The 22904-nt window shown below is 71.5% G+C and carries 18 protein-coding genes; 8 read left to right on the plus strand and 10 right to left on the minus strand.

All coding sequences use genetic code 11. The features are described from left to right. Positions 1–74: 74 nt before the first annotated feature. The 3 genes from Mam01_RS21150 to Mam01_RS21160 are packed head-to-tail and all read right to left on the minus strand — an operon-like array spanning position 75 to position 3525. A complete protein-coding gene (locus Mam01_RS21150) occupies positions 75–815 on the minus strand; it encodes a succinate dehydrogenase/fumarate reductase iron-sulfur subunit (protein ID WP_150937872.1) in 741 nt (246 codons plus the stop codon). Beyond that, positions 812–2761 carry a fumarate reductase/succinate dehydrogenase flavoprotein subunit gene (locus Mam01_RS21155; RefSeq protein ID WP_204286987.1) on the minus strand — a complete coding sequence of 650 codons (1950 nt, stop codon included), beginning with the start codon at positions 2759–2761 and terminating at the stop codon, positions 812–814. Before Mam01_RS21155 ends, Mam01_RS21150 begins: the two co-directional genes overlap by 4 nt. A gap of 41 nt (positions 2762–2802) precedes the next feature. Next, positions 2803–3525 carry a succinate dehydrogenase cytochrome b subunit gene (locus Mam01_RS21160; protein WP_239101485.1) on the minus strand — a complete coding sequence of 241 codons (723 nt, stop codon included), beginning with the start codon at positions 3523–3525 and terminating at the stop codon, positions 2803–2805. 304 nt (positions 3526–3829) lie between these two features. On the opposite strand from Mam01_RS21160, the gene Mam01_RS21165 reads away from it, so the two are divergent. The 7 genes from Mam01_RS21165 (at position 3830) to Mam01_RS21195 (ending at position 11803) form a co-directional block, all read left to right on the plus strand. After that, a complete protein-coding gene (locus tag Mam01_RS21165; protein WP_204286960.1) occupies positions 3830–4756 on the plus strand; it encodes a LysR family transcriptional regulator in 927 nt (308 codons plus the stop codon). A 118-nt stretch (positions 4757–4874) separates the two neighbouring features. Next, positions 4875–6062, plus strand: a complete 1188-nt coding sequence (locus Mam01_RS21170) for a PP2C family protein-serine/threonine phosphatase (RefSeq protein WP_204286961.1) — start codon at positions 4875–4877, stop codon at positions 6060–6062. Then, positions 6059–7702, plus strand: coding sequence for a sensor histidine kinase (locus tag Mam01_RS21175; protein ID WP_204286962.1), 1644 nt, complete (start codon positions 6059–6061; stop codon positions 7700–7702). The genes Mam01_RS21170 and Mam01_RS21175 overlap by 4 nt, the downstream gene beginning before the upstream one ends. Next, complete coding sequence (locus tag Mam01_RS21180; protein WP_204286963.1) at positions 7695–8132, plus strand: response regulator; 438 nt, start codon at positions 7695–7697, stop codon at positions 8130–8132. Before Mam01_RS21175 ends, Mam01_RS21180 begins: the two co-directional genes overlap by 8 nt. Before the next feature lie 195 nt (positions 8133–8327). Beyond that, on the plus strand, positions 8328–9131 hold the full coding sequence (sdhC, locus tag Mam01_RS21185) for a succinate dehydrogenase subunit SdhC (protein ID WP_150937861.1): 804 nt from the start codon (positions 8328–8330) through the stop codon (positions 9129–9131). 27 nt (positions 9132–9158) lie between these two features. After that, positions 9159–11051 carry a fumarate reductase/succinate dehydrogenase flavoprotein subunit gene (locus Mam01_RS21190; protein ID WP_150937859.1) on the plus strand — a complete coding sequence of 631 codons (1893 nt, stop codon included), beginning with the start codon at positions 9159–9161 and terminating at the stop codon, positions 11049–11051. After that, positions 11051–11803 carry a succinate dehydrogenase/fumarate reductase iron-sulfur subunit gene (locus Mam01_RS21195; protein WP_204286964.1) on the plus strand — a complete coding sequence of 251 codons (753 nt, stop codon included), beginning with the start codon at positions 11051–11053 and terminating at the stop codon, positions 11801–11803. The genes Mam01_RS21190 and Mam01_RS21195 overlap by 1 nt, the downstream gene beginning before the upstream one ends. Before the next feature lie 82 nt (positions 11804–11885). Here Mam01_RS21195 and Mam01_RS21200 read toward each other — a convergent pair whose 3' ends face one another. The 7 genes from Mam01_RS21200 to Mam01_RS21230 all read right to left on the minus strand — a co-directional run bounded on the left by Mam01_RS21200 (position 11886) and on the right by Mam01_RS21230 (position 21972). Further along, on the minus strand, positions 11886–12902 hold the full coding sequence (locus tag Mam01_RS21200) for a hypothetical protein (RefSeq protein WP_204286965.1): 1017 nt from the start codon (positions 12900–12902) through the stop codon (positions 11886–11888). A 113-nt stretch (positions 12903–13015) separates the two neighbouring features. Further along, positions 13016–13405, minus strand: a complete 390-nt coding sequence (locus tag Mam01_RS21205) for a (deoxy)nucleoside triphosphate pyrophosphohydrolase (RefSeq protein ID WP_150937855.1) — start codon at positions 13403–13405, stop codon at positions 13016–13018. Further along, positions 13402–14547: a C40 family peptidase gene (locus tag Mam01_RS21210; RefSeq protein WP_239101486.1), complete on the minus strand. Its 1146-nt coding sequence runs from the start codon at positions 14545–14547 to the stop codon at positions 13402–13404. The genes Mam01_RS21205 and Mam01_RS21210 overlap by 4 nt, the downstream gene beginning before the upstream one ends. After that, positions 14544–15206 carry a hypothetical protein gene (locus Mam01_RS21215; protein WP_204286966.1) on the minus strand — a complete coding sequence of 221 codons (663 nt, stop codon included), beginning with the start codon at positions 15204–15206 and terminating at the stop codon, positions 14544–14546. Before Mam01_RS21215 ends, Mam01_RS21210 begins: the two co-directional genes overlap by 4 nt. A gap of 19 nt (positions 15207–15225) precedes the next feature. Then, the gene (locus Mam01_RS21220) at positions 15226–17838 is read right to left on the minus strand and encodes a type IV secretion system protein (protein ID WP_239101487.1); all 2613 of its coding nucleotides are present in this window, start codon (positions 17836–17838) and stop codon (positions 15226–15228) included. Then, a complete protein-coding gene (locus tag Mam01_RS21225) occupies positions 17835–20312 on the minus strand; it encodes an ATP-binding protein (protein WP_150937851.1) in 2478 nt (825 codons plus the stop codon). The genes Mam01_RS21220 and Mam01_RS21225 overlap by 4 nt, the downstream gene beginning before the upstream one ends. An 85-nt stretch (positions 20313–20397) precedes the next feature. Beyond that, complete coding sequence (locus Mam01_RS21230; protein WP_204286967.1) at positions 20398–21972, minus strand: hypothetical protein; 1575 nt, start codon at positions 21970–21972, stop codon at positions 20398–20400. A 715-nt stretch (positions 21973–22687) separates the two neighbouring features. On the opposite strand from Mam01_RS21230, the gene Mam01_RS21235 reads away from it, so the two are divergent. Next, complete coding sequence (locus Mam01_RS21235) at positions 22688–22885, plus strand: hypothetical protein (RefSeq protein ID WP_204286968.1); 198 nt, start codon at positions 22688–22690, stop codon at positions 22883–22885. Positions 22886–22904 lie beyond the last annotated feature (19 nt).

Consider the following 22904-nt stretch of genomic DNA (forward strand, 5'->3'; position numbering starts at 1 on the left):
GCCAACACAAATCACACGTTACCCGGGAGCAGGGGAGGTTATGTGCCCGGACACCGGAAGTCGGGTCCCCAGAGCTAGCTTGAGGCCGACCTGAGGTAGTCGGCGTTCATCTGGGCGATGGTGTCGAACGGGATGCCCTTGGGGCACACGGCCGTGCACTCGCCGGTGTTGGTGCAGCCGCCGAAGCCCTCGGCGTCCATCTGCTCGACCATCGCCCTGGCCCGGGAGTCGCGCTCCGGCTGCCCCTGCGGCAGCAGGCCGAGGTGGGTGATCTTCGCGGCGGTGAACAGCGAGGCCGAACCGTTGGGGCAGGCCGCGACGCAGGCGCCGCAGCCGATGCAGGTCGCGGCGTCGAAGGCGGCGTCCGCGTCCTCCTTCGGCACCGGCATGGCGTGCGCGTCGGGCGCGGACCCTGCGGGGACGGAGACGAACCCACCCGCCTGGATGATCCGGTCGAACGACGACCGGTCCACCACCAGGTCCTTGATCACCGGGAAGGGGGCGGCCCGCCACGGCTCGATGGTGATGACGGCGCCGTCCTCGAAGTGCCGCATGTGCAGCTGGCAGGTGGTGGTCGCGCGCTGCTCGCCGTGCGCCACCCCGTTGATGACCATGCCGCACATGCCGCAGATGCCCTCGCGGCAGTCGTGGTCGAAGGCGACCGGGTCGTCGCCCTCCAGGATCAGCCGCTCGTTCAGCACGTCGAGCATCTCCAGGAACGACATGTCCGGGGAGACGTCCTCGACCCGGTAGGTCACCATCCGCCCCTTGTCGGAGGAGCCGGACTGGCGCCAGATCTTCAGGGTCAGGTTCACTTGTAGCTCCGCTGGGTCATCTTCACGTACTCGTAGTCCAGCTCTTCCTTGTGCAGGACCGGGCCGTCGGGGGTCCACTCCCACGCGGCGACGTACGCGAAGTTCTCGTCGTCGCGCAGCGCCTCGCCGTCGGCGTCCTGGGACTCGGCCCGGAAGTGGCCGCCGCACGACTCGGTGCGGTGCAGGGCGTCGACGCACATCAGCTCGGCCAGCTCGAAGAAGTCGGCCACCCGGCCGGCCCGTTCGAGCGCCTGGTTGAGCCCCTCGGCGTCGCCCGGCACCTTGACGTTGTTCCAGAACTCCTCGCGCAGCTCGGGGATGCGCTCCAGCGCCTTGCGCAGCGACTCCTCGGTGCGCTCCATGCCGCAGTAGTCCCACATGATCCGGCCGAGCTCGCGGTGGTAGGAGTCGGCCGTACGGGTGCCGTTCACGGCGAGGAGCCTGTCGATCTTGTCCTGGACGGCCGTCCTGGCCTCCGCGACGTCGTCCTCCTCGACCGGCCCGAAGGCGCCGGCCCCGGCGAGGTAGTCGCCGATCGTCGTCGGCAGCACGAAGTAGCCGTCCGCCAGGCCCTGCATGAGGGCCGAGGCGCCCAGGCGGTTCGCTCCGTGGTCGGAGAAGTTGGCCTCGCCGATCACGAAGAGCCCGGGGATGGTCGACTGGAGGTCGTAGTCCACCCACAGCCCGCCCATGGTGTAGTGGACGGCCGGGTAGATGCGCATCGGGACCTCGTACGGGTTCTCGCCGGTGATGCGCTCGTACATCTCGAAGAGGTTGCCGTACTTCTTCTCGACGGCGTCGCGGCCGAGCCGGGCGATGGCGTCGGCGAAGTCGAGGTAGACGCCGAGACCGCCCGGGCCGACGCCGCGGCCCTCGTCGCAGACGTTCTTGGCGGCCCGGCTGGCGATGTCGCGCGGCACCAGGTTGCCGAACGCCGGGTAGATGCGCTCCAGGTAGTAGTCGCGCTCGTCCTCGGGGATGTCGGCGGGGGCCCGGTCGTCGCCCTTGCGCAGCGGCACCCAGACGCGGCCGTCGTTGCGCAGCGACTCCGACATCAGGGTCAGCTTCGACTGGTAGTCACCGCTGACGGGGATGCAGGTCGGGTGGATCTGGGTGAAGCAGGGGTTGCCGAAGTACGCGCCCTTCTTGTGCGCCCGCCAGATCGCCGTGGTGTTGCAGCCCTTGGCGTTGGTGGACAGGAAGAACACGTTGCCGTAGCCGCCGGTGGCCAGCACGACCGCGTCGGCGAGGTGGGTCTCGATCTCGCCGGTGACCATGTCGCGGACCACGACGCCCCTGGCCCGCCCGCCGCTGACGACGATCTCCAGCATCTCGTGGCGGGTGTGCATCTCGACCGTGCCGGCCGCGATCTGCCGCTCCAGCGCCTGGTAGGCGCCGAGCAGCAGCTGCTGGCCCGTCTGGCCGCGGGCGTAGAAGGTGCGCGACACCTGGGCGCCGCCGAAGGAGCGGGTGTCGAGCAGGCCGCCGTACTCGCGGGCGAACGGCACTCCCTGCGCCACGGCCTGGTCGATGATGTTCACGCTCACCTGGGCGAGGCGGTAGACGTTCGACTCGCGGGCGCGGAAGTCGCCGCCCTTGACGGTGTCGTAGAACAGCCGGTAGACGCTGTCGCCGTCGCCGCGGTAGTTCTTGGCGGCGTTGATGCCGCCCTGCGCGGCGATCGAGTGGGCCCGCCGGGGCGAGTCCTGGTAGCAGAACGACTTGACCTTGTAGCCCAGCTCGCCGAGCGTCGCGGCGGCCGAGCCGCCGGCCAGCCCGGTGCCGACCACGATGACGGTCAGCTTGCGCTTGTTGGCGGGGTTGACCAGCTTCGCCTGAAAGCGCCGGGTGTCCCAGCGGTCCTCGACGGGACCCGACGGCGCCTTGGTGTCCCGGATGGGCTCGCCGGTCCGGTACGCGCCGGGCTGGGACGCAGGCTGAGTCAGGGGCGGGGTGCTCTGCTCCTGCTGGGTGCGGCGGCGGAACTTCACTTGACCACTCCGATCATGATGCAGACGGGCGCCGCGACGAACCCGATCACGAGCACCGCGGAGACCACGGCGGCGCCCACCCTGAGCGCGTTCCGGACGCGGGGGCGGCGGGTGAGGCCGAGCGACTGGAACGCGCTCCACAGGCCGTGCCGCAGGTGAAGGCCGACCATGACCATGGCGACCAGGTAGAACAGTCCCACCCACCAGCGGCCGGGCTGGAAGCCGGCGATCATGCGGTCGTACGGCGTGGCGTCGCCGCCTCCGGGGTTCACGGTGCCGAAGGTCATGTCGAGCAGGTGCCAGATCACGAACAGCACGATGATCACGCCGCCCCACCGCATGGTGTGCGTGGCGTATCCACTGGCCTGCGACTTCCGCTTGGCCGCGTACTTGACGGGCCGCGCCTTGGCCGCCCGGCGCGCGAGCGACACGGCCGCCCACATGTGCAGCGCGACGGCGAGCACGAGCGCGATCTCGGTGATCGTCAGCAGGGTCCGGTCGGGCAGCGCGGGCGAGCCCACGGTGCGCAGCCAGTCGGCGTAGTGGTTGAACGAGTCGGCGCCCAGGAAGATCTTGAGGTTGCCGAGCATGTGGCCGACCAGGAAGAGCACGAGCACGGCGCCCGTGACGGCCATGACGGCCTTCCTGCCGGCGGAGGTGCCGAACAGGCCGCGCCGGGCGGGCGTACGCGGGCCGGGGCGGGCCGGCGCGCGGGGCACGTCCCGCCGGGGAACGGGCGCGGTCGCCGAACCACGTCCCCCAGAGCCGTGATCCACAGAACCGTGATCGACAGAACCAGAGCCGTGGTCGACAGAGTGGTCAATGGTGGCAGTCACGTATCAAAACGCTAGATTCGCTCTTTCGAGGCGTCCAAGTCATGGCGGATCTGGTTTCGATAGCCGAGGGCTATGCCCTCTGCCCCGTACCGATGCCGGGCCGGGAGGCGGCGCGCGGGTGCGACGAAACTCACAATCCGGGGGCCGCATCGGGTGGCCGGAGACCATAGCCGTAGGCTATTGAGCCGTGCAGCTCCAGCAACTGGCCTACTTCACGGCCGTGGCAGAGACGCGGCACTTCACCCAGGCCGCCGAGCGGATGCGGGTCGCCCAGCCGTCGCTGAGCAAGCAGATCAAGAGCCTTGAGACGGAGCTGGGAGCCCCGCTGTTCAGCCGGGCGCGGGGGAACGTCACACTCACCCCGGCGGGTGAGGCGCTGCTCCCGCTCGCCCGCCGCATCCTGGCCGACGCCGACACGGCCCGGCGCGAGGTCGCCGAGCTCGCGGGGCTGCGTCGGGGGCGGGTCCGCCTCGGGGCGACCCCCTCGCTGTGCGCCGGGTTGCTGGCCGACGCGCTGGCCCGCTTCCACCGCGACTACCCGGGCGTGGAGTTGCGGGTCGAGGAGGGCGGGTCTCGCGACCTGGTGCGGGACCTCGCCCGCGGCCAGCTCGACCTGGCGCTGATCATCCTGCCGCTGCAGAGCAGCGATCCGTCCCTGGTCACCCAGGAGATCCTGAGCGAGGATCTCGTCGTGGCCTCCGGGGGCGACCGGGGGCGCAAGCCGTACATGCGGATCGAGGACCTGCGCGGACGGCCCCTGGTGATGTTCCGCCGGGGGTACGACGTGCGGGAGGCGACGCTCGCCGCCTGCCGTCAGGCGGGTTTCGAGCCGCGCTTCGCGGTGGAGGGCGGGGAGATGGACGCGGTGCTGCGGTTCGTCGAGGCGGGGCTCGGCATCGCCGTGGTGCCGTCGATGGTGCTGGAGAACCGGCCGGGGCTGGTGGGCACGCCGCTGGTGCCGGGGCTCCGCCGTACGGTCGCCCTCGCCCACCGCAAGGACGTGGAGCCGACGCGGGCGGCGCAGGCCTTCCGTTCGACGCTACTGTCGTTCCTGAGCGAGGCCGCACACGACGGAACCCTCGCTCCCGGAATCGAGGCGCTCGTCGCCATGTGAGTAGCGATGTGAGTAGCGATGTGAGTAGGCATGCGAGTGGGCATGTGAGCCGCACCGCGCCTTCCCCTGACGATAAGTTTGTCCCCACGCTGCTGCCGACGCTGACCGAGAGGCGTTCGTGACCCCCGTCCCACCTGACCTGCCCGATCCGCTGACGCTCCTGCTGATCGAGGACGACGCCGGCGACGCGTTCCTCGTCGAGGAGCTGCTGGCGGGCGCCGACAGGCCGCCGAAGATCACCTGGGCGCGGACGCTGTCCGAGGGGCGCGAGCGGCTGACCGACGACGTGCAGTGCGTGGTCGTCGACCTCTCCCTGCCCGACGCCACCGGGCTGGAGGCGCTGGAGCAGGTCATCGCCATGGCCCCCGACACGGCCGTGCTGGTGCTCACCGGCCTCGGCGACACGCACGCCGGCATCGAGGCGGTCGCGGCCGGCGCCCAGGACTTCCTGGTCAAGCAGGACGTCGACGCCCGCCTGCTGATCCGCGCGATCCGCTACGCGATCGAGCGCAAGCGCGCCGATCTCGCCATGCGCGAACTGCTCCAGGAACGCATCGTCAGCAAGGAGAACTCGCGGCTCGAACGCGGCCTGCTGCCCGTCCCGCTGCTCGACCCCACGCTGCTGCATCACCAGGCCCGCTACCTTCCCGGCCGTACGGGCGGGCTGCTGGCGGGCGACTTCTGGGACACCGTGCAGACGCCCGACGGCGCGGTGCACGTGCTGATCGGCGACGTGTGCGGGCACGGGCCCGACGAGGCCGCGCTCGGCACGGCGCTGCGCATCGCCTGGCGCACGCTGGTCCTCGCCGGGCAGACCGGCAACGACGTGCTGCGGACGCTCGACACGCTGCTGCGGCACGAGCGCAAGTCTCCCGAGATCTTCACGACGATGTGCAGCGCGGCCATCAGCCCCGACCTGACCACCGCCCGCCTGCACGTCATCGGCCATCCGCCGCCGCTGCTGCTGCGCGACGGCGTGCTCGGGGTGGTCACCGAGACGCCGTCCGGCCCGCCGCTCGGGATCTTCCCGGACATCGAGTGGACGCCCATCGACGTCACGCTGGGCGACCGGTGGTCGCTGCTGCTCTACACCGACGGGCTGATCGAGGCCACGGTCGGTGAGAACCGGGACCTGCTCGGCACCGACGGGCTGGCGAACCTGATCCGCGCCCAGGCGGGGATCGACCTCGACCGCATCATCGCCAGTCTCGACGGCGCCATGCACGACGACGTCGCCGCCGTCCTCGTCTCCCGCGGTAAAGCGGGCCTGTCGGGTATCACGGGAGCCGGGGAGATCAGGGCATGACGACCACACCGGAGACGAGCACCGAAGAGACGAGCGGGCCGGAGACGGACGCGCCGCCGCCCCTCGCAGGCCCGCCCCCGCTCAGTCCTCCCCCGCTCACCCCGCCCGCGCTGGACTCCCGCCTGACCGTCAGCCGCTGGTTCCTGCTCACCGGCGCGGGCGTGCTGGTCGTCTTCCTGATCGCCCTCAGCGCGACCCTGCTCGCGCTCATGCAGGCGCAGGACGCCCGGCAGACCCTCGTCGACGCGGTCGACCCGGCCGCCCTCCACACGCTGCGGGTCGCCACCGCCGTACAGGCGCAGGAGGGGGCGATCCGCGGGTTCGGGCTCACCGGGGAGCAGCAGTACCTCGACGCCTACCGCAAGGGCGTCTCCGACGAGCGGGCGGCGAAGGACGACATCGCCAGGCTCGTCCCCCGGCTGCCCCAGGGCTACGGCGTCCGCGGCCAGATCCTCGCGCTCACCCAGGCAACGGACGCCTGGCGGCGCGACTACGCCGAGCCGGTCGTCGCCAGGACGCTCGACCGGGGCCCCGGCTCGCTCGCCGACCTGGCGAGGCCCAACCTGCAGCGCTTCGCGGCCGTCAAGACCGCGCTCGACCGGCAGCAGGCGGCCCTGGGCCGGCTCCACGACACCGCGCGGGACCGGCTCTACTCCGCCTGGACGACCATCTACGCGGCGATCGCGGCGCTGGGCGGCGCGATGGTGCTGGCCATCGTCGTCTGCGCGCTGATCGTGCGCCGCGCCGTCGTCGGCCCGGTCGCGCGGCTGACCCGGCAGGTCCGGGCGGTCGCCGGGGGCGACTTCGACCACGAGCTCGGCGTCTCCCGGCCGGCCGAGCTGTGGGAGCTGTCCGGCCACATCGACGGCATGCGCCGCCGGATCATGGCCGAGTGGCAGTCGTCCGTCGAGGCCCGCCAGCAGCTCGCGGACCAGGCCGAGGAGCTCCGGCGCTCCAACCGGGAGCTGGAGCAGTTCGCGTACGTCGCGAGCCACGACCTACAGGAGCCGCTGCGCAAGGTGGCGAGCTTCACCCAGATGCTGGAGCAGCGCTACTCCGACCGGCTCGACGACCGCGCCCGGCAGTACATCGCCTTCGCGGTGGACGGCGCCCGGCGCATGCAGCTGCTCATCAACGACCTGCTCGACTTCTCCCGGGTCGGCCGGGTGAGCGACGAGCGGGCGGAGATGGACAGCGGCGACGCGCTGGCCGCCGCGCTGCGCAACCTCGACGCCCGGCTCACCGACACCGGGGCGACGGTCACGCACGACGACATGCCGAGGGTCCTCGGCAACCGGACCCTGCTCACCCAGCTCTTCCAGAACCTCATGGGCAACGCGCTCAAGTTCCGCTCCGAGGAGCCGCCCCGCGTCCACGTCGGCGTACGGCGGGACGGCGACGTGTGGGAGTTCAGCTGCGCGGACAACGGGATCGGCGTCGACCCGAAGTACGCGGACCGGATCTTCCTGATCTTCCAGCGGCTGCACTCGCGGGACGTCTATCCCGGTACGGGCATCGGGCTGGCCCTGTGCCGCAAGATTGTCGAATATCATGGCGGCCGGATCTGGCTCGACACCGGCGGGGACGCCGGGGCCACGTTCCGCTGGACGCTGCCGGCCCTGGGAGACCCCGATGAGTGAGTTCCGCCCGATCGAGGTTCTCCTGGTGGAGGACGACCCCGGCGACGTGCTGCTCTGCCAGGAGGCGTTCTCACACAACAAGGTCGGCAACAACCTCCACGTGGTCCACGACGGGGAACAGGCGCTGGCCTTCCTGCGCGGCGAGGGGCCGCACGGCTCGGCGCCGCGTCCCGACCTCGTGCTGCTCGACCTGAACCTGCCCCGGCTGAACGGCTTCGAGGTGCTGCAGGAGGTCAAGGCCGACCCGTCCCTGCGGACCATCCCGGTGGTGATCCTGACCACTTCGGAGGCCGAGCAGGATATCCTTCGGGGATACAACCTGCACGCCAACGCGTACATCACGAAGCCCGTCGACTTCGAGCAGTTCACCCGAGTGGTGCGGCAGATCGACGAATTCTTCGTCACCGTGGTCAAACTGCCGGGGAAGTGACCGAGATCACAGCGGGGAGGAGTGACCCTCCTCACAGTTCGTGATGTGCTCGTCGTAATGTGTGCCCCACCAATAACGCGCACGGCCTGAGCAGCAGGGTCGGTACGGCCCGAGCAGCACGGCCCGAGCAACGCCGGCCCGAGCACGCGCGGCCGCTCCGGCGTGCGCGGAGTCAGTGAGGGTGGAAGGTCTCCGATGACCCAGACAACGGCCGAGAGCGCGGTACGGAAACAACGCGCGCAGATCCGGGTGCGCACTCTGCGCACCGACCGATGGTGGCTTGCTCCGGTGCTCACGTTCGCCGGGCTCTTCTTGTTCCTGATTTACGGCTTCTGGGCGATGTTCGACTTGAGCATGCTCGCCGGGTCGTACATCGCCCCCTTCTCGTCGCCCTGCCTGGCGGCGGCGACGTGTCCGGAAGGGGCCCGGCTGTTCGGATTCGCTCCGTTCGGTGACTGGTACAAACTCCCGCCGGGACTGCTGATCCTCGCCTTCCCGGGCGGGTTCCGGTTCACCTGCTACTACTACCGCAAGTCGTACTACCGCTCGTGGTGGATGTCGCCGCCGGCGTGCTCGGTCGCCGAGCCGCACAGCAAGTACACGGGCGAGTCGCGCCTGCCGCTGATCCTGCAGAACGTCCACCGCTACTTCTTCTACGTCGCCGCGATCATCGGTCTGATCCTGACGTACGACGCGGTGCTGTCCTTCCGCGACGCGGACGGCAACTGGGGACACGTCGGCCTCGGCACGGTCATCCTCGTGGTGAACGCGGTCCTGGTCCTGTGCTACACGTTCGGCTGCCACTCCTGCCGCCACATCACCGCCGGGCGCCTGAACCACTTCTCCAGGCACCCGCTGCGCTACAAGGCGTGGACCCTGGTCTCGAAGCTCAACGCGCGGCACCAGCAGTTCGCCTGGGCGTCCATGGTCTCGATCGTGGTCGCGGACCTGTACGTCCGCCTCGTCGCCAAGGGCGTCATCAACTTCCCGTTCGCTTAAGCAGCACGTCGTTGTAAGGATCTCAAGGTGGAGCGTCACGAATACGACGTCGTCGTCATCGGAGCCGGCGGAGCGGGGCTCCGCGCGGCGATCGAGGCACGGCAGCAGGGCAAGCGGACGGCCATCGTCTGCAAGTCGCTCTTCGGCAAGGCCCACACGGTCATGGCCGAGGGCGGCGCCGCCGCCGCGATGGGCAACGTCAACCCGAACGACAACTGGATGGTGCACTTCCGCGACACCATGCGCGGAGGCAAATTCCTCAACAACTGGCGCATGGCGGAACTGCATGCCAAGGAGGCGCCGGACCGGGTCTGGGAGCTGGAGGCCTGGGGCGCGCTGTTCGACCGCACCAAGGACGGCAAGATCAGCCAGCGCAACTTCGGCGGTCACGAGTACCCGCGGCTCGCCCACGTCGGCGACCGTACGGGCCTGGAAATGATCCGCACCCTGCAGCAGCGCGTCGTCGCCCTGCAGCAGGAGGACGAGAAGCTGCACGGCGACCCCGAGGCGTACATCAAGGTCTTCGCCGAGTGCACGATCACCCGCCTGCTCAAGGAAGGCGACGCGATCGCGGGAGCCTTCGGCTACTGGCGGGAGACCGGCGACTTCGTCGTCTTCGACGCTCCGGCCGTGGTGCTGGCCACCGGCGGCATCGGCAAGTCGTTCGTCGTCACGTCGAACTCCTGGGAGTACACGGGCGACGGGCACGCGCTGGCCATGCTCGCCGGCGCGAACCTCATCAACATGGAGTTCATCCAGTTCCACCCGACGGGCATGGTCTGGCCGCCGTCGGTGCGCGGCATCCTGGTGACGGAGTCGGTTCGCGGCGACGGGGGCGTCCTGCGCAACTCCGAGGGCCGCCGGTTCATGTTCGACTACATCCCGGACGTGTTCAAGGACAAGTACGCCACGACCGAGGAGGAGGCGGACCGCTGGTACGACGACCAGGCGGGCAACCGCCGCCCGCCCGAGCTGCTGCCCCGTGACGAGGTGGCCCGGGCGATCAACTCGGAGGTCAAGGCGGGGCGCGGCTCACCGCAGGGCGGCGTGTTCCTGGACGTGTCGACCCGGCTGCCCGCCGCCGAGATCACCCGGCGGCTGCCGTCGATGCACCACCAGTTCAAGGAGCTGGCGGACGTCGACATCACCAAGGAGCCCATGCAGGTCGGCCCGACCTGCCACTACGTCATGGGCGGCGTGGAGGTGGACGCCGACACCGGCGCGGCCTCGGTGCCCGGCCTGTTCGCGGCCGGCGAGGTCTCCGGCGGCATGCACGGCTCCAACCGCCTCGGCGGCAACAGCCTCTCGGACCTGCTGGTGTTCGGCCGCCGGGCCGGCGCGGGCGCCGCGGCGTACATCGACGGCCTGGCGAGGCGGCCGGCGGCGGCCGCCGGGCTGGTCGAGGAGGCCAGGGCGGAGGCGCTGGCGCCGCTGGAGCGTACCGGCGGGGAGAACCCGTACGAGGTCCACCACGAGCTGCAGCGCACGATGAACGACCTGGTCGGCATCATCCGCAAGTCCGAGGAGATCGGCGAGGCCCTCCAGGTCATCGAGAAGCTCAAGGAGCGGGCGAAGAACACCGCCTCCGCGGGCAGCCGGATCTACAACCCCGGCTGGCACCTCGCGATCGACCTGCGCAACATGCTGCTGGTGAGCGAGGCCGTGGCGAAGGCCGCGCTGCTGCGTGAGGAGAGCCGTGGCGGGCACACCCGGGACGACTACCCCGGCATGTCGCCGGAGTGGCGCAGGAAGCTGCTGCGCGTGACGCTGACGCCGGACGAGTCGGGCGTGAACGTCGAGGAGAGGGTCCAGCCGTCGATGCGCTCCGACCTGATCAGCCTGTTCGAGCGTGGCGAGCTGGAGAAGTACCTCACCGAAGAAGAGCTGGCGGAGTACGACGCCGCCGTCAAGGAGTCGTGATGGGATACAAGGCGAAGTTCCGCGTCTGGCGCGGTGAGGGCGGCGAGGGCAGGCTTGAGGACTTCACCGTCGAGGTGAACGAGGGCGAGGTCGTCCTCGACGTCATCCACCGGCTGCAGGCCACCCAGACGCCCGACCTCGCGGTCCGCTGGAACTGCAAGGCGGGCAAGTGCGGCTCGTGCTCGATGGAGATCAACGGCAAGCCGCGCCTGGGCTGCATGACCCGGATGTCCACCTTCGAGGAGGACGAGACCATCACGGTCACGCCGCTGCGGACGTTCCCGGTCATCAAGGACCTGGTGACGGACGTGTCCTTCAACTACCAGAAGGCCCGTGAGGTCCCGTCGTTCACGCCGCCGGCCGACGTCAAGCCGGGCGAGTACCGCATGCAGCAGATCGACGTCGAGCGGTCGCAGGAGTTCCGCAAGTGCATCGAGTGTTTCATGTGCCAGAACGTCTGCCACGTGATCCGGGACCACGAGGAGAACAAGCCGAACTTCTCCGGTCCGCGCTACTTCATCCGGATCGCCGAACTCGACATGCACCCGTACGACGTGGCGGACCGCAAGGAGCCGGCGCAGGACGAGCACGGCCTCGGCTACTGCAACATCACCAAGTGCTGCACCGAGGTCTGCCCCGAGCACATCAAGATCACTGACAACGCGATCATCCCGATGAAGGAGCGCGTGGTCGACCGGAAGTACGACCCGCTGGTCTGGCTGGGCTCGAAGATCTTCAAGCGCCAGCGCTGACCCGCGCGTGACACGAGAGGCGCCGCCCGGCTCGTCCGGGCGGCGCCTCTCGTGTTCTGTGCTGAGTGTCTACTGCCGGTATCTACGGCCGGGGCTGGGCGTCGGGGGCCTCGCCCGGACGCTGCTGGGGCTCTCCGACCGCCGTGCTCCACGGGTCGGGCACGCCGCCCTGCTGCGCCTGCGCCGGTGCCTGTCCCTGTGCCTGTGCGGGGTCCCCGGCCGGATAGCCGTACGGCTGGGCGTACCCGTACGGCACGGCGTAGCCGTAGGGCTGCTGCGGATAGGGCACGGCGTACTGCTGGGGGTAGGGCTGCTGCCCGTACGGGACCGGCATGAAGCCGACCATCGGGGCGTAGCCGGAGCCCGCCGGATAGGCGGCCGGCGTCTCCGGCACGACCGGCGTGGCGACCGCCGGGCCGCCCCGCCGTACGGCGGCGGCGTGGGCCATCCGCCGGAGCCGGCCCTCGAAGATCAGCCAGGCGATCAGCGCGATGCCGAGGAGCACGCCGGCGGGGATCGCGAGCCGGTGCGCCAGCGACGCCTTGTCGTACTCGGGCGAGGCGTTGCGGATCTCGTACGGCACCGTGTCGGGCGCGGGCTCCTCGAACGACGCGGCCGCGGTGGGAGTCGGGGTGGCCTCCGGCGCCGACGCGGGGGGCAGGCTCACCTGCCCCTCGGTCTCCGGGGTGGGGGTGGCGGACGTGCCGCCCGTCCCGGCGGGAACCTCGGTCGTCGTCGAGGGGAACTGCTCCGTGGTCGCGGGAGGCTGCTGCCCCTGCTGGCCCTGCTGTCCGCCGGTCGACGCGGGCGGGGTGGTGGTGTGGGTCGCCTGGGGCTTGCGGGTGGTGCGCTTGGGCGTCGGCGTGACGGTGATGGTCTTCGTCACCACCGGCTCGGCGGTCGGGCTGGGCGAGGGCGACGGCGTCTGGGTGACGGTGACGGTGACGACGTCGCAGTCGTCGCCCTGAGAGGCGTCACACGGGTTCACCGGGTCGGCGGTCGCGCCGAGCATGGGGCTGATCACCACGACCGCCAGCGTGGCGAGTGCCAGCGACGCGGCAGCCGAGGACGCGGCCCTGATGTATGCGCGTCCGATCACCGATCGCCTCCTGTCAGCGCGTGCGAGGTCAACACCGATTGTAGTTCGGTCCACGGCACCGCAAAGCCGGTCTCAGGGCACGATTCTGCGTCCTATCCGGCCAACTCCACGTCTTATCTGGGCAAAAGCGTCTCGATCGCGGCGACCACCGGCAGATCCGCGGGCAGCCAGGCGACGTCGTACAGCTCGTGCGGCTCCAGCCAGCGCAACGCGAGGTGCTCGATCGGCCGGGGGACGCCCGCGGCGAGTTCGGCGAGCCAGACGCGCATCACGGCGCCGTTCGGCAGCGGCCAGTCCCCGCCGACGCGGCGCGAGACCACGATGTCGACGCCGAGTTCCTCGGCGCACTCGCGCACCAGCGCGGCGCGCTCGTCCTCCCCCGGGTCGACCTTCCCGCCGGGGAACTCCCAGCCGCCGCGCAGTTCCGGCGGCGCGGACCGCTGGGCCGCGAGGAGCCGGCCGTCCTCCACGATCGCGGCGCCCACGACCAGCCTGCCGGTCACGTCTGGGCCCGCTTGAGCTGCGCCAGCACGGTGTCGTTGCGGAGCGGCCGGGTGAAGCCCACGATGTTCGGCCGGTCGCGGTAGGTCGTCACCTTGATCGGCCCACAGAGGGTGCACCTCGCCTCGATCATCGTGCCGGGCGAGACGACCATCCCGACGTGCCCGGGATTGTCCTTGGACGTGCCGGGCCCGGCGTTGAAGAAGACGAGGTCGCCGGGCTGCTCCTCGCCCTGCTCGATCCGTTCGCCGAAGGGCCACTGGCCGAAGGTCGTCCGCGGGATGCTCAGACCGGCGTTCCGGTAGGCCATGTAGATGATCCCCGAGCAGTCGAAGGCGTCCGGGCCGGTGCCGCCCCACCGGTACGGCTTGCCCCGCTGCGCCAGAGCGTATTGGAGGATCTGGCGGACGACGTCGTCGGGGGCGCTGTCGACGAACCCCGAGTCGCAGGCCGGGTCGGCCTCGGCGGGCACGCCGATCTCCCCCGTCGCGGCGTAGCGCTTGGCGATCTCCAGGACCTGGTCGACGTACCAGGTGGCGCGGTTGTAGACGAAGATCGCCTTCCTGAGGTCGTCGGGGGCGCCGTTGCGCTTGAGCATCTTGGCCGCGCCGAGGATGGCGTCCGCCGGGTTGTAGACGTCGCCGAAGCCGTCCCCGTCGCCGTCGGAGGCGTAGCCGTTGATGCCCGGCTCGATCTTCATCTTGGCCTGGCCGCCCCAGGTGCTGACGAGGAACTGCATTGGACCGGCGGCACCCGCGTAGTTGGTGCCGCTGCGCACGCCCGGCAGCGAGGACCGGCCGTGGTTCGTCTCCCGCTTGCCGATGGCGGCCAGCACGTTCCACTGCACGCCGATCTGCTTGCCGAACTTCTTGTAGAGCGCCAGGTAGTCCTCGGGGATGTCGCTTCGCGCCGTCTTGGAGAGGTCCGTCCCAGGCGTCGCGGCGCCGGGTCCCGTGGCGGCCTCGGCGCAGTTCCCGTCCGCGCCGCCGCCGAGGAGCATCGACGGGCTCGGGGTCATGAGGATGATCGAGGCGAACAGCGTGACCGGCACGATCACGACGAGGGCCACGGCGATCAGCCGCCAGGACCGCCCTCCCGAGGCGAGCCGGCGGACTGCCGAGGTGCCGCGCGGCGGGACGGTCACGGCGAGGTGTCCCCGTCCTGGCCGGAGTCGGCCAGTTGCAGGTCGTACACCCGCCAGTCGGCGCCCGACTTGACGACGGTCACGGCGAACCGCTCGGGCACGTCCTTCTGGCCGTTCCGGTCCGTCACCTGCCGCGTGGAGTCGACGACGAACACCACCTGGGCGCCCGTCATGTCGCGGATCGACGCCACCTTCGCCGAGCCCTTCGAGACCACCTGGTCGGCCTCGTTCTGGTCCGCCACGGCGGGATCGGTGACGGTCCTGGTGAGCTGGGCCGCGAACTCGGTGGTCGCGAACGCCGTGAGCCGCTCGGCGCGGGCCGCCGCCTCCTCGTCGTACGAGAAGGTGCCGTACGCCTCGGTGAAGCGGCGGGCGAGGTCGGCCGCCGCGCCGATCTCCTCCCTCGACAGCGGCAGGTACGCGTACACGTCGAAGGCGCCGGGAGTGGTGGCGACCGGGCCGGGCTCCCGCGCGCCCGTGGTCGCCCCTCCGGTGGTCGCCCGTCCGGTGGCCGCCGACTGTCCCACCGACTGCTGTCTCGCCTGCTCGTCGCCGTCCGAGGACGGGCTCATCGTGAGGTAGACGCCGACGGCGGCGAGCACCACCACGGCCGCCACGAAGGCGAGCCCCTTGCCCCGGTCGCTGTTCCGGCTTCTCATGGCCTCGTCGGTGGTCCCGTCACTCGCCGGAGTCGCGGTCGGACGGCTTGGCCCAGAACGGGGCCGGAGCGTCGCCCTCGCGGCGCGCGCTCTCCCCCCGGCTCGGCAGCCAGAGCGGCGGCGGCTCGGCCGGACGCGACCGCCCGGCGGACGATCCCGAGTCACGCGGCGGCGCCGGACGGGAACGGCCCGCGTCACCCCGGCGGGACGAACCGCCGAACAGGCCACCCGAGCCTCCCGAACCACCCGAGCCGCCTGAGGAGCCCGAGGAGCCCGAGGAGTCCCGGGACGAGCGACCCGAACCGCCGCCGAAGATGCTCCCCGACCCGCTGCCGGATGAGCCTCGCGGCGAGCGACCCGAACCGCCGCCGAAGATGCTGCCCGACCCGCCACCTGAGCCGCCGGAGCCGCGCGTGGACGACGGCCGGGAGGCCCAGCCGCCGGATCGGCCACTGAACCAGCCGCCCCCGGATCCGCCACCAGACCCGCCACTGCCGGAACCGCCACCGGATCCGCCCGTGGGAGCGGCGGAGGGAGGGGCGGAGGAGGCGGAGACGCCGGTGACCGCGGCTCCCGTCACCCGCCGCGGCGGCGCGGACGGAGCCGACGGCCCGGACGGCCGTGACGGCGCCGCCCCGCCTCCCGTGACCCGTCCAGGTGCCCGTCCCGTCGCAGGGCCGTTCGCCGTGCCGTTCGGCTGACCGTTCGGCTGGCCGTTCGCCGGACCCCGCGCCCCGACCGCCCGTACGCCGGACAGGTTCAGCGGCGGGGCGGTGCCGGGACGTGCGGCGGCGACGCCAGCCTTGCGGCGGCCCGCCTGCCCGTCGGCGTCGAGCGGCGCGGGTTGCGCCCCCGCGCGCGCTCCGGCCTGGGCGGGGACGTTGCCCGCGCCCTCCTCGCCGCGCACCCGGCCCTGGGCCACGGAGGAGGCGGCAGCGGCGGCGGCGCCCGCGCCGCTCGCCATCGCGGCGGCGCCGATGACGGGCTCGGCCTTGCGCAGGCCCCACCGGCCCGCCCGGGCCGCCGCGACCGGCGGCAGCACGGAGGCCGCCCGGGAGAGCGTCGGCGCGGTCGCGGCCTCGCCGAGCATCCGCGTGGCGAGCGTGTGCCCGTCCATCGAGGCGAACAGGTGCTGGAACGGCCGCCGGTAGAAGAAGACCGCGATCGTCAGCAACGCCATGAAGAGGATCTGCATGCCCCACGGCAGGTTGGTCGAGATGATCAGCGCGTAGCCGTACACGAGGATGCCCAGCACCAGCGCGAGCACGGCCTGACGGAGCAGCGTGCCGACCAGCATCTCCAGCCACCGCATGGCGATGATCCGCCCCGAGCCGGGATGCACGCCGATCAGCAGGAAGACCGGCGCGAGCATCAGCAGCAGCAGGAAGCCGACCTTCAGCACGAGCAGCGACACCGCGACGAGGAAGATGAGCAGACCGGCGACCATCGCCGCGATGAACGCCCCGATGGCGATGCCGAGGCGGCTGGTCCAGTCCTTGCCCTGGAAGAGGAAGAACACCGGAGTGCTCTGCAGCGGCTTGGCGACCTCCTCCTCGAACCGCTGCTGGTGCGAGTCGGAGGCCGGAGTCTGCTTGGCGGCCAGTTCCTGGGCGTCGATCGCCTGGAGATCGAGGGTCTTCTGGCCGAGGCCCTTCACGAGACCGGCGTTGGGGTCGGCCGTGGCGAACTCACCCATCAGCCACGGCTTGCAGACGAGGATCGACCACAGCGCGTCGGCGTTCTGGGCCACGCCGGGGGTGCCCTGCCGGCCGTAGCCGCCCGCCGTGGGCTCACTCGGCACCTCGCCCGGCTCGGTCGCCTTCATGGGCAGGCAGGACGCGCCGCCCGCTCCCGGCAGGCCGGAGAACGCCGAGTTGACGATCTCGCCGGTCTTGTCGGTCACGGTCTTGCCGAGGCCGGTGAAGTCTCCCGGGCGGCTGAAGAACCAGATCGCGACCGTGACCGCGAGGACCATCCAGACGACGCCCTCGGTGGTCGTCGTCGCGCGTTTGCGGATGAGGCCGTACCAGGCCAGCCAGATCGCGCCGAGGATGACGACCGGGCGCAGGTACGGCCAGTACATCGCGTCGGCGAGGTTCTTGACGATGTCGTCGGCGACTTCCTTGATGGGCTGCAGCGGGCCCTCGGTGGCCGCCGCCTGGTACGTGCTGATCGTCAGCCGGTCGACGGCCTTGGCCCAGGAGAAGACCGTGTTGGCCCACGCGTTGCCGAGCACGGCGGTGACGTCGGAGCACCCGAGGCCGTAGGTGTGCCAGAACTGCCCGGCCATGCCGTACCGCTCGTAGTTGGTGACCGGCTCCTTCGGCGCCGACCCGTTCGCCGCACCGTCCGCCGTGCCGGCGGGCGGCTTACCGGTGGTGGCGGCCGTCGCGTCCTCCGGCGCCGGGGGCTGCACCAGGCCGTCGACGCCGCCGCCGACGATCTCGGGGGCGAGTTTGGGCGACAGGTCGCAGATCCCGTCGGCGCTCGCCGTGCCGGACGGGAAGACCAGCGGCAGCGTCACGAACGCCGCGAAGGCGACGAACAGCAGGGCGAGGCTCCGCCGGAGCCTCCTGCCGCGTCTACCACCCTCTTCGGTGCGGCCTCTGGGACCGTTCCTGCGCACGCTCACGATCGCACCTCCTGCGCGACCCCCGACCGACCGGAGCCCCCGTCAAAGAGATCATGCATGTTCTCGCCGGGTTTGTCGTGTGTCGGATTGGTGTCAAGCCAGCGCAGCAGCTCCTCCGAGATAAGGTCCACCCCGATACGGCCGGCCCGGCCGTCCAGATCCCGGAAGACGCACTCCCCGTTGCCCAGGGAGCGCAGCACGCCCTTGTGGTCCTCCGACGGGTCCACGCCGAGAAGCTCCATCACGTGCTCGACCTCCACCCGCTCGGTGGACCGGAACGCGAACACCGACGACAGGCAGTTGGTGACCTGTTCGTTGAGCAGGTCACCGGCGTTCTGGGAGACCAGGACGAGCGCCGTGTTGCGCGAACGGCCCATCCTGGAGACCTCGGGCACCAGCTTGGCGCCCTCGGGGGTGGACGTGATCGCCCACGCCTCGTCGAGGAAGATGGCCTTCGGCGTACGCCGGTCGAGCCCGTTCATCAGGCGGCGGGCGAACTGCGACACCAGGTAGAGCAGCGCCACCGACAGCCGCTGCTCGTAGGAGTAGTCGTCCCTGACCGTCGCCACGTCGGGCAGCGTGAGGCCGCCGAGCGTGAACACCGTCGTCCAGCCCGCGGTGTCGATCTGCTCGCCGCCGTAGGCGTCGAAGCAGAGCCGGGCGAGGTGCATCTCCGACATCGAGCGCAGCACGGCCCCGAGGTTCTTGGACGCGGGGTCGGACGACTGCTCCAGGTGGTCGACCACCTTCCCCAGCGAGGGGTCGGGCTCGTTCGACACGGCCGCGACCGCCTGGATCATGGCGGACTCGCGCTCCTCCGACATCCTCGGCAGCAGCAGCCGCAGGGTCTCGGTCGCCATCGTCTTCTTCGCCGCGATGTCGTCGCCGAACGCGAACGGGTCGAGCAGGCCCGGCGCGGCCGACCCCAGCGGGATGACCCTCGCCTTGCGGCCCCGCGCCCGCAGCAGCCGTACGAGCGACTCGGCGTCGCCCTTGGGGTCGATCACCGCGATCGTGACGCCGCGCAGCGCCATCTGGTAGATCAGCAGCAGCGCCAGCGTGGTCTTGCCGCCGCCCGGCTCACCGGTGATCGCGATGGCCGTCGGGCGGTTGCGCGCCGCCGCGACGAGCGGGTCGAAGTGGACGATGCTGCGCGCCCGGCCCAGCGTCTCTCCGACGTACGGCCCGATCCACCCGGCGTTCGACTCGTCGACCCGGTCGCCGATCTCGACGGTCGCCGTCGCCATGCCGCCCGCGATCGTCCGCAGCGGCTGCCGCTGCGCGTACGCGTTGACCCGCAGCCGCTCCCCCGGCAGCGCCTCGCAGAACAGCGAGAACTGGTCGCCGGTGGAGTTGACGACGTCGACGCCGATGTCGCGGAAGTGCTCGACGATGGCCTCGACCCGCTGGACGCACATCTCCTCGGTCGGCGCGCTGACGCTCAGCCGGTGCCAGCCGTAGACGAAGGGCAGCCGCTCCTTGGTGATGCCGTGCTCCAGCATGCGGGCGGCGTCGATCTGCTCGGCCAGTGCCAGCGGGGCCTCGGCCCCCGCCTCGCGGATGTGGATGTCCATGTCGCGGGCGTGGGCGAGCTTGCGCGCCACGTCCTTGCTGGCCCGTACGGGCGGGATCAGCCGCATCCGGCTGGAGATCTCGACGGGGAAGGGGAGCTGGTCGGTGAAGTGCAGCCACGGCTCGCCGTCGGGGAACGGCATGAGATCGGGGAACCGGGCGAACGACAGGTGCGCGACGTAGGCCTCGCCGGCCGGCTGCTGGATGCGCAGCAGCGACCTGCCGTTGTGGATCTGGCCCTCGACCAGCGCCTCGATCTCGCCCTTGCCCCATCTGCGGCGGGGTGACGCCGAAGGCAGCGGCTCACCGAGACCGGCCGCCGCGGCGTGCTGGAACAACCAGGCGATCTCGGTCGAGGTGGCGTGGCGGGCGTAGAGCGCGCTGGAGCCCAGCGCCCGGCCGAGCCGCTCGGCGGCCTCGGTCCACCGGGCGATCTCCCTGTCCGGCACGTGGTCGTCCTCGATGCCCAGCTTCTTCTCGCCGCGCTGGTAGAAGCCGAACAGCTGGGCCAGCACGCCGGTGCCGAGCTGGGCGCCGCGCGGGCCGAGCCGTACGCCGAGGTAGACCTCCTTGCTCCAGAAGTCCTTGGCCCAGACGTGGCGGTACATCTCCTCCAGGTACTCCCGCCAGCCGGGGCCCTCGTCGGAGGTCGCGTTGAGGGCCATCGCCCACTCCGCGGCGGGATACGCCCGGTGCGCGACCCGAAGGTGCACCTCGGCGTCGGGCATCCTGATCGCGGCCAGCGCGATCGTGACGTTCGTGGCCAGCGCCTCGCGCTCCTCGGGGGTGAGGAACTCGTAGCTCACCGTCGGCAGGCGGAAGTAGGCCCAGGCCGCCGAGTCGGTGAGCAGAACCCGATCATCGAAGTACCGCACCGCCAGGCGACTGCGCGCCCTGCTCATCGACCTTTCACCAGCTCTCCTGATCGCACGTCCCGGGACCCGTCGGACCCGCGCGACCGCCCTCGCCGCGGCACGCGTCCGGCGTTCATCTCGCCACCTCCTGCTTGGCCTGGGCCGCCGCCAGGCCGTTCACGATCACTCCCGCGAGCGCGACGTACGCCCTGCGGCCGCCTGTCCGGAGATGGGTGATGTCGACCGGGCCCGGCCGTCCGGGCGCCAGCTCGTCCTCCCAGGGGATGCGGACGATCGCCCGGCACCTGCCGCTGGCGACCGCCTCCGCCTGCTCCACGTCGGGGAGGCTGCGGCGGCTCACTCCGTTGATCACCATGACCGCCCGCCGCCGCAGGTCGGAGCAGCCGTGGCCGTCGAGCCACTCGTACGTCATCGCGACCGCCTCGGAGGCGTCCTCGCTCGCGGGGGCGACCAGCACGAGCTGGTCGGCGTACGGCAGGAGGCGGGCGGCCAGCGCGGCCGCGGGGTCGATGACGGTCAGGCGATAGTGCCGGTCGAGCGCGGCGAGCGTCCGGCGCCAGTCGGCCAGGAACGCGCGTTCCGCGAGGCGCTGGGTCACCCGGTCGTCGGTGTCCGCTCCGACGACCTCCAGGCCCGACTCGCAGCGCGTCGTGTAGGACCGCATGCCGAGGTAGCCACTCACCTCCTCGGAGCCCTCCAGCAGCGAGCTCAGCGTCTCCGGCGACTCGGCGGCGATCCTCGTCGTCAGCGTGCCCTCGCCGGTGTTCGCGTCGAGCGCGAGCACCCGGTCGTCTCGGTATCGGGCCAGCGTGTGGCCCAGCATTAAGGCCGTGGTCGTCTGCCCGGCGCCGCCCGTGCAGCCGAGCACCATGATCCGCCTGCTGGTGGTCAGCGGGACGCGGGCGCGCGCCTCGTCGACCTCCATGCCGTCCGTACGGCTGCCGCCCACGACCACCTGCGCCAGGCGCCGCCAGCCGCCGGAGGGGTCGCGGCCCACCACCGCCTCGACTCGGCGCAGCCGCGGCGGCTCCTCGTGCCCCGGCCGGCCGGTCGCGGGCCTGGCGGCGGGCAGCGCGGGCCGAGCACCGGACGAGGCCGCGTGGCGGGGCCCTCCCGGGACCGTCCGGATCGGCACCCCGGCGGGACCCGCCGGAGGCGTGACGTTCCCCTTGCCCGCCGGACCGGGCGATCCCGGGCCGAAGCCGTACGACCCCTCCCGGTGACCGGCACCGGGCTGCGCGTCATCGGGTTGCGTGTCACCGGGCTGGGCACTGGGCGGCTGCGGCTCGGAGCGGTGCGCGGCGGAGGGCTGCGAGTAGGGCGGCCTGATCCTGATCGGCTGCGCGGCCGGGGCGGACACTTCACCGGCCCGCTCCGCGCCCACGCCAGCGTCGGTGTTTTCGTCGGCGTCGGCGTCGGCGTTTTCGTTGGCGTTTTCGTTGGCGTTGGTGTTTTCGTTGGCGTTGGTGTCGGCGCTGGCCTCCGAGGGACCGGCAGCCGCTGTCAGGCCGGTCCGGACCGGCCCGATGACCGTCACGTCCGCAGCCTCAGCGCTCTCCGGGACGTCACCGGTGTCTCTGATGTCGCCGGCGTCCGCGATGTCCGCAGGCTGATCGGGCGAGGTATGGGCCTGGGCCATCGCGGGGAGCGCCTCTCCCCACACGCCGCCCTGCTCACGGGGTCGCACCAGCCGAGGCGGCCGCCCCCTGCGGTGCTGCGCGAGGACATCCGCGTCGTCCCGCCGCGCAGGGGCTTCGCTCCTCCCAGCACCCTCGCCCCGCTCACCCTGGCCCCGCTCACCGTGATCCCGCTCGTCGTCCTCTGCCCGCCTGGGCAGCTGCCGAGTGGAAGCGCCGGGAGCGGAGCTGGCTTGGGGAGCGGCGGGCTCGGAGGCAGCGGACTCAGCGCTGGCAGGTCGAGGGGCGATGGGCTCGCTCGCAGCGGGTTCCGAGGCACCCGGCCTGGCGTCGGCCGGCTCGGCCGCCAGCTCGGCGTCGGCTTGCTCGGCGTCGGCGGCCTCGGATGCGGTGGAGGTTCCCGGGGTGGTGGAGGTTCTCGGGGCGGCGGAGGTTCCCGGGGCGGCGGTGGGGATTGTCTGGTCGGTGGGGGCGGCGGAGTGCCGGTCTCCCGCGTTGTCGCCCGGCGCGGTCGCCTCCTGTCGCGCGGCCTCGTCGCGGTCGGAATCCGCCCTTGGAGTAACTTCCTGGACGGCTTCCTGAGCGGTTTCCTGGGCGGATTCTGCGGCGGTTTCCGGAACGACCGGTGCGGCCGGGAGGTCCGCGGCCCGCTCGTCATCCGATTCGCGCCGGCCCGGGGTTGAGAAATCCGGGTCGGCGGGCCGTACGGCGCGGGGTTCGGAGGACGCGGCGAGCCTGCGCAGGCGGCGCAGCGTCTCTGTGCCGATGGGCGGCACGGGGTGGGACTCGGAGTGGGACTCGGAGTGGGACTCGGAGTGGGACTTCTCGGAACGCGGCTCCGACTGGGCCTGCGGGTGGGACTGCCTAGCGGCTGCGGGGCTCGCGCCGGGCGCCTGCCTGTCCAAGCCCCGGTCCTGCGACTCCGCGTTGTGGGCCGTGCCGTCGTCGGCCGTGCTGCTGTGAACCGTGCTGCTGTAGTCCG

The sequence above is a fragment of the Microbispora amethystogenes genome (genome assembly GCF_016863015.1).
GTDB classification, from domain to species: Bacteria; Actinomycetota; Actinomycetes; order Streptosporangiales; family Streptosporangiaceae; genus Microbispora; species Microbispora amethystogenes.

What these genes read in the sequence shown, in the direction of transcription:
- Mam01_RS21175 (WP_204286962.1), top strand. Translation starts at nt 6,059, where the DNA reads ATGACGACCACACCGGAGACGAGCACCGAAGAGACGAGCGGGCCGGAG.
- Mam01_RS21180 (WP_204286963.1), top strand. Translation starts at nt 7,695, where the DNA reads ATGAGTGAGTTCCGCCCGATCGAGGTTCTCCTGGTGGAGGACGACCCC.
- sdhC (WP_150937861.1), top strand. Translation starts at nt 8,328, where the DNA reads ATGACCCAGACAACGGCCGAGAGCGCGGTACGGAAACAACGCGCGCAG.
- Mam01_RS21195 (WP_204286964.1), top strand. Translation starts at nt 11,051, where the DNA reads ATGGGATACAAGGCGAAGTTCCGCGTCTGGCGCGGTGAGGGCGGCGAG.
- Mam01_RS21215 (WP_204286966.1), bottom strand. Translation starts at nt 15,206, where the DNA reads ATGAGAAGCCGGAACAGCGACCGGGGCAAGGGGCTCGCCTTCGTGGCG.
- Mam01_RS21225 (WP_150937851.1), bottom strand. Translation starts at nt 20,312, where the DNA reads ATGAGCAGGGCGCGCAGTCGCCTGGCGGTGCGGTACTTCGATGATCGG.
- Mam01_RS21235 (WP_204286968.1), top strand. Translation starts at nt 22,688, where the DNA reads ATGGGCGGCACGGGGTGGGACTCGGAGTGGGACTCGGAGTGGGACTCG.